Source organism: Baaleninema sp. (assembly GCF_049974805.1).
GTDB lineage: Bacteria > Cyanobacteriota > Cyanobacteriia > Cyanobacteriales > Geitlerinemataceae > Baaleninema.
The window spans coordinates 1-5,879 of the sequence record NZ_JBNGCO010000182.1 but is presented as its reverse complement, the minus strand read 5'-3'; the positions used below and the strand labels follow the sequence as shown (position 1 = coordinate 5,879).

5 protein-coding genes are annotated in these 5,879 nt (G+C 53.1%); 1 reads left to right on the top strand and 4 read right to left on the bottom strand.

From position 1 onward, the window contains the following. Nucleotides 1-43 precede the first annotated feature (43 nt). From ACP5D4_RS20690 to ACP5D4_RS20675, 4 genes are all read right to left on the bottom strand, one after another. Nucleotides 44-559, bottom strand: a complete 516-nt coding sequence (locus ACP5D4_RS20690; protein ID WP_428013503.1) for a response regulator — start codon at nucleotides 557-559, stop codon at nucleotides 44-46. Nucleotides 560-684: 125 nt separating this feature from the next. After that, a complete protein-coding gene (locus ACP5D4_RS20685) occupies nucleotides 685-1,812 on the bottom strand; it encodes a sensor histidine kinase (protein ID WP_428013502.1) in 1,128 nt (375 codons plus the stop codon). 429 nt (nucleotides 1,813-2,241) lie between these two features. Continuing rightward, a complete protein-coding gene (locus tag ACP5D4_RS20680; RefSeq protein ID WP_428013501.1) occupies nucleotides 2,242-3,456 on the bottom strand; it encodes a M23 family metallopeptidase in 1,215 nt (404 codons plus the stop codon). Between the two features lie 354 nt (nucleotides 3,457-3,810). Beyond that, a complete protein-coding gene (locus tag ACP5D4_RS20675; RefSeq protein ID WP_428013500.1) occupies nucleotides 3,811-4,620 on the bottom strand; it encodes a biotin--[acetyl-CoA-carboxylase] ligase in 810 nt (269 codons plus the stop codon). A gap of 148 nt (nucleotides 4,621-4,768) precedes the next feature. Between ACP5D4_RS20675 and pgeF the strand changes: the two genes are divergently transcribed. Further along, nucleotides 4,769-5,572: a peptidoglycan editing factor PgeF gene (pgeF, locus tag ACP5D4_RS20670; protein ID WP_428013499.1), complete on the top strand. Its 804-nt coding sequence runs from the start codon at nucleotides 4,769-4,771 to the stop codon at nucleotides 5,570-5,572. Nucleotides 5,573-5,879: the final 307 nt, after the last annotated feature.

Below are 5,879 nucleotides of genomic sequence, written 5' to 3'. Positions count from 1 at the left end.
TTTCATCCCCGGATTAAAATCACGGGGCTTTCAAGCTCCCGATCTATTCCCGTAAAATTTCACAGAGATCGAGCGATCGATGAATGCGTTCGGCAATTCTGCCGAGAAGCTGTTCTCGCGCGAGTTGTTGTTTTAAAGCGGCCTCGGTAGCCTGTAAGCGAGTTAACGTCTGTTTGCGTTCGATGGCGTAACGCATCGATCGCAGCAACCATTCAGCTTGGACGTTTCCTTTAACTAAATAGTCTTGAGCGCCTTCTCGCAAGGCCGCGATCGCCGTCGCTTCGTCGTCGAGTCCCGTGAAAACGACAATGGGGACTTCTCCGGAAATCTCGTGGGTTTGGCGTAGGGTTTCGAGTCCGCAACTATCGGGTAAATTCAGATCGAGTAAAATCGCATCGAAAGACTGACTAGCAACGGTCTCGATGGTTTCGGCTAGGGTTTCGACGGACACCAACTGTAACAAACGGGTTGTTCCCCGCCGGAGTAACTTGCCAATGAATTTAGCATCGGCAGGATTGTCTTCAACAAGCAATACCTTCAAGGGCTTTTGATTCGTCATTGGCTTGCTAGGGTCGATTAATCTCAGGAGTTACGCACTTTTCGGTCGAGAGACCCCGTTTTCCGTGGCTATCTTCCCGCTGCGATCGCGGAATTTTGGGAAAAACCGGGTTTCGGCCTAACTCCTCAATCTTTGGGAAGCGTCCAAAAAAAGGTCGTTCCCTCATCGAGTTCGGATTCGACCCAAATACGCCCGTTATGGCCTTCTACAATTCGCTGGCAAATTGCTAAGCCGATTCCCGTACCAGGATACTGCTCCTGGCTGTGCAGGCGTTGGAAGATTTTAAAAATTCGGGAAAAATCCTTCGACTCGATGCCGATGCCGTTGTCCGAAATACTAAAGCACCACTCTCCGTTGAGGGGCATTGCAGAAATTTGCACCCGAGGCGTCACGTTCGGACGTCGGTAGCGGAGAGCGTTTTCAAGGAGGTTTTGAAACAAACGGATAAGTTGCACTTCATCAGCGGTTACCGTCGGTAACGCTTTGGATTCAACGATCGCCCCCGTGCGCTCGATCGTATCTGATAGGTGTCCGATAACGATGCGAACAACTCGGTTACAATCCGTGGCTTGCAACGCCCCTGAATCCGTATTGAGTTGGGAGTAGGCGAGCAAGTCTTGGATCAGTTGTTGCATTCGTCGAACAGCCTCCAAGATGCGTCTGAGATAATGCCGCGATTGCGGATCGAGACGATCGCCGTACTGTAACTCGAACAGTTGGGCGTTGGCGGTAATGCTCGTTAAGGGTTGTTGGAGGTCGTGAGACGCGACACAGGCGAATTCTTCGAGATCTCGATTCGATCGCTGTAACTCTTGGTTGAGTTGGCGCAGCCGATCGAAAATCTGCTGTCGTTCGATAGCGTACTGAATCGCTCGCAAAAGCCAAGTCTGATGGAGTTCGCTTTTAACCAGGTAGTCTTGAGCGCCGTTGCGAAGGGACTCGACCGCGATCTCTTCGCTATCTAAGCCCGTCAGAACCACAATTGGCACGTTGCAGGCATCCCTGGCGATGGCAGTGATGGTCTCGAGACCGACGCTATCGGGCAAACTGAGATCGAGCAAAATGGCATCGAAAGACTGTCTCGCGATGGACTCGCGAGCTTCTTTCAAGGTTTCCACCCATGTCAAAGCGTACTGAACTGACTCCCTCGACCCTAGACCGCTTCCGCGATCGCCGGCCAGCATTTTTCGCATAAGCTGAGCGTCAGCCGCGTTATCTTCGACTAACAAGAGCTTGAGGGTTTTTCGTGTCATCACGCTCGTCTACGAACCACTGAAAAGTTCACTCCTCTGCCGATATTTGACGCGCTTTGTAAGTTTGGTTATATCTGATTCAATTTACGGCGTCACCGGAAGATTTGGGCTTCCACCCTAATACGAGTCTCTTTTATTTTAAGGTTTACATCGATGAAATAGAATATTTTTTGTATTTTGAAATCTATTTTATTAATATTTAATTAACGATCGCCGAGGCGATCGCCTCTTCGAGCTTGACCGTTCGTGTCTCAAACGACTCCAGTGAAAGGGAGCGATGCCGGGACTGTTCTTTTTTCTCTCACCCAATTCCCAAACAGAAAGAGGCGAACCTGAATTCGCCTCTTCGGGAGTCACTAGAAAATGGATGCAGTCGGACAATTTGTCACATCGCGTTTGTCGATTGTCTCGATCGATTCGAGATCGGACTTATAGCGGCGATGCCGCTTCACCGCTATCAGGATTCGCGCGAGAAATCTCGAAGCGATCGATCAACTGCGCCAACGCCACCTCTAACTGACGGCCGGGATCGAGAAAAACCCAACCTTGCTCGGTTAACTGCTTGACTTCAAAGTGTAAGTGCGGACCCGTAGAATAGCCCGTATTGCCCACGCGGCCGATGACCTGCCCCTGCTGAATGCGATCGCCCGGACGCACCAACAACTCGGACAAGTGAGCGTAAAGGGTTTCCGCCGTTCCGTCGTTGTGTTCCAAAATCACCGTCAACCCGTAGCCGCCGAGAGCTTCCGCCACAGCCACTCGTCCCGTAAACGCTGCTAACACCGGAGTTCCCAACGGTGCGGCGATGTCCGTTCCCGTGTGGAAACGGCGCTCTCCTGCGATGGGATGGTTGCGCCACCCGAAAAAGGAACTGATCGGCGCCGGAATCGACAGGGGGAAAATCAAGCGGGTGTCCCCGTTCCCCATCTGCCCCAGGGGACGCACCGCCATATCTCGCAAAATCTGCGCTTCCATCTGGGCGTAGTTGAAATTCGCCGAGGGTAAACTCGAAGGATCGACTCCCGGCGCGTTGGCAGCCATCGGTGCGAATCCCGTCGGTTGCGCCTGGGAAATGGGCGTTGGCATCACGTCTTGATACGCCACGGGGGCTGAGTTCCACTGGGAATCCGGTAATTGCTGTTGCGGTTGAGGCGCCGGAGGACACAGGCTTCCCGGCACCGCTTGTCCCTGTGCCACCGCCGCTTCGCATCCGGTCGATCGCTCTTCAAACACCACCACCGGGGCTTGGTTGGGCGTCGTCGCCCCCAGGCTGTAATCCGTCCTGTCGATGTAGCTATGTTGGGGTGACGGCAGCGTCGGACGCTCTAATTGAGGCGGTGCAATGGGTTCCGGCGGGGCGATCGATTCTTGGGGAAGGGGGGCGGGATTTGCCGACGCCGGAGGCGCTTCAAAAACTGCGTCCGGGGCAACGCCTTTATAATCCGAGGTTCCGTAATCTGTGGCGGCGGGAGGCGTCGCTTCGGGAATGTAAGCGTCTACTTTGGAGGGGGCTTTGGCGAACGCAGCGCCACTGCTGAGAAGGCTGATACTACTAATCCAACTGACGCCCCGAACGAAGGGGAAACGGCGAGGGTTTGAAGAGGTCGAACGTTTGTGCATATCTTCCCGTTGAATGCGCTCCATAAGTCGGCGATTTGGCTTGGCGATCTGGTCGATCTTTGGGGTTAAATCTGAAAGTATAGTTATATAGTAACGTATCTCTTTACATTGGTTAATTATTCCAAAAGACTAATCCAAAGTGTAGTGCAAACTGTTGAGGGTTGACAGTTGAGAGTTTCACCCTCAGTGGTACAAAAAACTTTTCGAGATCTTAACTTGACAAAATACATCTTTTATGTATTGGGGTTCGAGGCAGATCTCCGGCAGCCATTTACCGATCTGAGATTTTGGGGTCAACCCTTTAATAGGGCGATATTTTTTCCCACAAGGGTTTCAGGACTTTTCTGCACCCCTAAGGAGTTTCACCTCATCATCTCATCATCTCATCCCCTCCTCGTAAGGAATCCGGACGCGGCCGGGGGGAAGCTGGAGTTGGGTTCCAAGGCTGGTGCGGACGCGGAGATAGCCGTTGGGGGCGACGCCGATGATGGTTCCGGCGAGGCCGTCGATATCGATCGCGCGATTGAGGTGGAGGAGAAGTCGTTGGTACTCCGGTAGAATGGGGTCGATGCCCTGGGTTCGCAATCGAGAGAGTCCGCGATCGATACCCACGATGACTAAGGCTGCTAAAAATTCCAAGGAAAACCCGGTCAGTTCGGGATGGTCTTGCCAAAACTGCTGTAGGTTAATCCCGAGGTCGGGGACGGGATTGCGCCAGTTGATGCCGACGCCGACGACGGCTTGGGTAACGCGATCGCCTTGAAGACGGGTTTCGGTGAGAATTCCTCCGAGTTTGCGTCCCTCAAGCAGCAAATCGTTGGGCCACTTGAGTAATACGGGGAGCGATCGCTCTCGCAGCATCGTCGCAATTCCCCAGGCACTCGCCAGAGTCAGTTGACCGCTGTCGCGCGTCGGGACATCTACCGTCCAATAGGCTGAGAGGTACAATCCCCCGGTTGGGGAGTCCCACTGACGAGACCATTGACCCCGCCCTGCTGTTTGACGGGTTGCGATGCAAACAGTTCCCGAGGGCGATCCCCCCTGCACCCGTTCCCACAATAGGCGATTGGTGGAGGAGACTTCGTCGAAAAGTGCGATCGCCAACGGTGAAGCTGTGTCACGGCGGGTTTCCTGCAACACCGCTAACGCCGCTTCAATTCGTTCGAGAGATAGATCGATCGCCTTCACGGTTTCTGCTCTCCGTATCGATATTTCTGCTGGCTCGTGGAGCGACTCAAACCCGGACTACGGTAACATGAAGTAGAGACGATTCAACGGTTTCACTACGATTTCGCTCCTCCACAGAACCTTTCGCACCCGTTGTTTTTTTTAACCCATGAACACCTGGAAATGGCAGACGTGGCAAGGCAAACCCTACTTAACTTGCAGTCTGCTGGAACCTTTTCCCCACGGCTTTTTTACGCAGCAGTTTCGGCCGGATACGCCACGGGAGTTAGTGCGCGTTCTCGATGCTGAGGCGACGGCGTACCGCACGCAGCAGGTTCACGGAAACACCGTCGTGCGAACCTGCGATCTCGAACCGCTGTCTTCGCAGAGGACGGCGGACTTGCAGCCAGCCGATGGGATTCTCACTCATCCTGAAGGCGACTCGAAAGAGTCGGTATGGGTTTGTAGTGCGGACTGTACCCCAGTTCTGATTGCGGATTTGCGGCGAGGGTGCGTTTCGGCGATTCACGCCGGATGGCGGGGAACGGCGGCGAACATCGTCCCCGAAGCGATCGCGGCGTTGCGGGAGGGGGGAAGTCGTCAGGAGGATTTGCGAGTGGCGTTGGGTCCGGCGATTTCGGGGGAAGTGTATCAGGTTTCGTCGGAGGTGGCGGTGCAGGTGGGAAGATCGATCGTCTCTGTTGGCGATGAGGCGTCTGAGGAGGAGGTTCTTCAGCAAGTTTCGGAACTTCCTGAGTCTCCGGTTTTACCGGATTCGCAACCGGGGAAGGTACGCCTCGACGTGCGCCAAGCGATTCGCCTGCAACTCGATCGATTGGAGATTTCCCCGGAACAGATCGCCGTTTCTTCTGAATGTACGTATCAGCAAAGCGATCGCTTTTTTTCCTATCGACGCACGGGAGAAAAGAAAGTTCAATGGTCGGGAATTGCCAGCCGAAACGCTACCGATTGACAGGATTTAAGCAAATCTCAAGGAGATATCCGGCATTTTGAAGATGTCGGATATCGGGCGATCGCTGGCCGATGAAATTGTATTTCGTTGCTTGCAAAATAATATATTATATCATATTTTTTTGCAAAAAACTATTAATTTATTCCATCATTCGCGAATAAACCAGTTGCGAAACTATCGGGAAGAAATCCCAATCTTCTCCGTAAGCTAGTCCGTCGCCAAATACAGTCAAAATATACGCTCTGCCATTATAATGCTGAACCAAAACCACTTCTAAGCGAGAGTCGTGAGTCCATCCTACTTTTGA

Bases quoted from the DNA above. Each gene is read 5' to 3' on its own strand.
- ACP5D4_RS20685 (WP_428013502.1), bottom strand. From the start codon at position 1,812: ATGACACGAAAAACCCTCAAGCTCTTGTTAGTCGAAGATAACGCGGCT.
- ACP5D4_RS20690 (WP_428013503.1), bottom strand. From the start codon at position 559: ATGACGAATCAAAAGCCCTTGAAGGTATTGCTTGTTGAAGACAATCCT.
- ACP5D4_RS20680 (WP_428013501.1), bottom strand. From the start codon at position 3,456: ATGGAGCGCATTCAACGGGAAGATATGCACAAACGTTCGACCTCTTCA.
- pgeF (WP_428013499.1), top strand. From the start codon at position 4,769: ATGAACACCTGGAAATGGCAGACGTGGCAAGGCAAACCCTACTTAACT.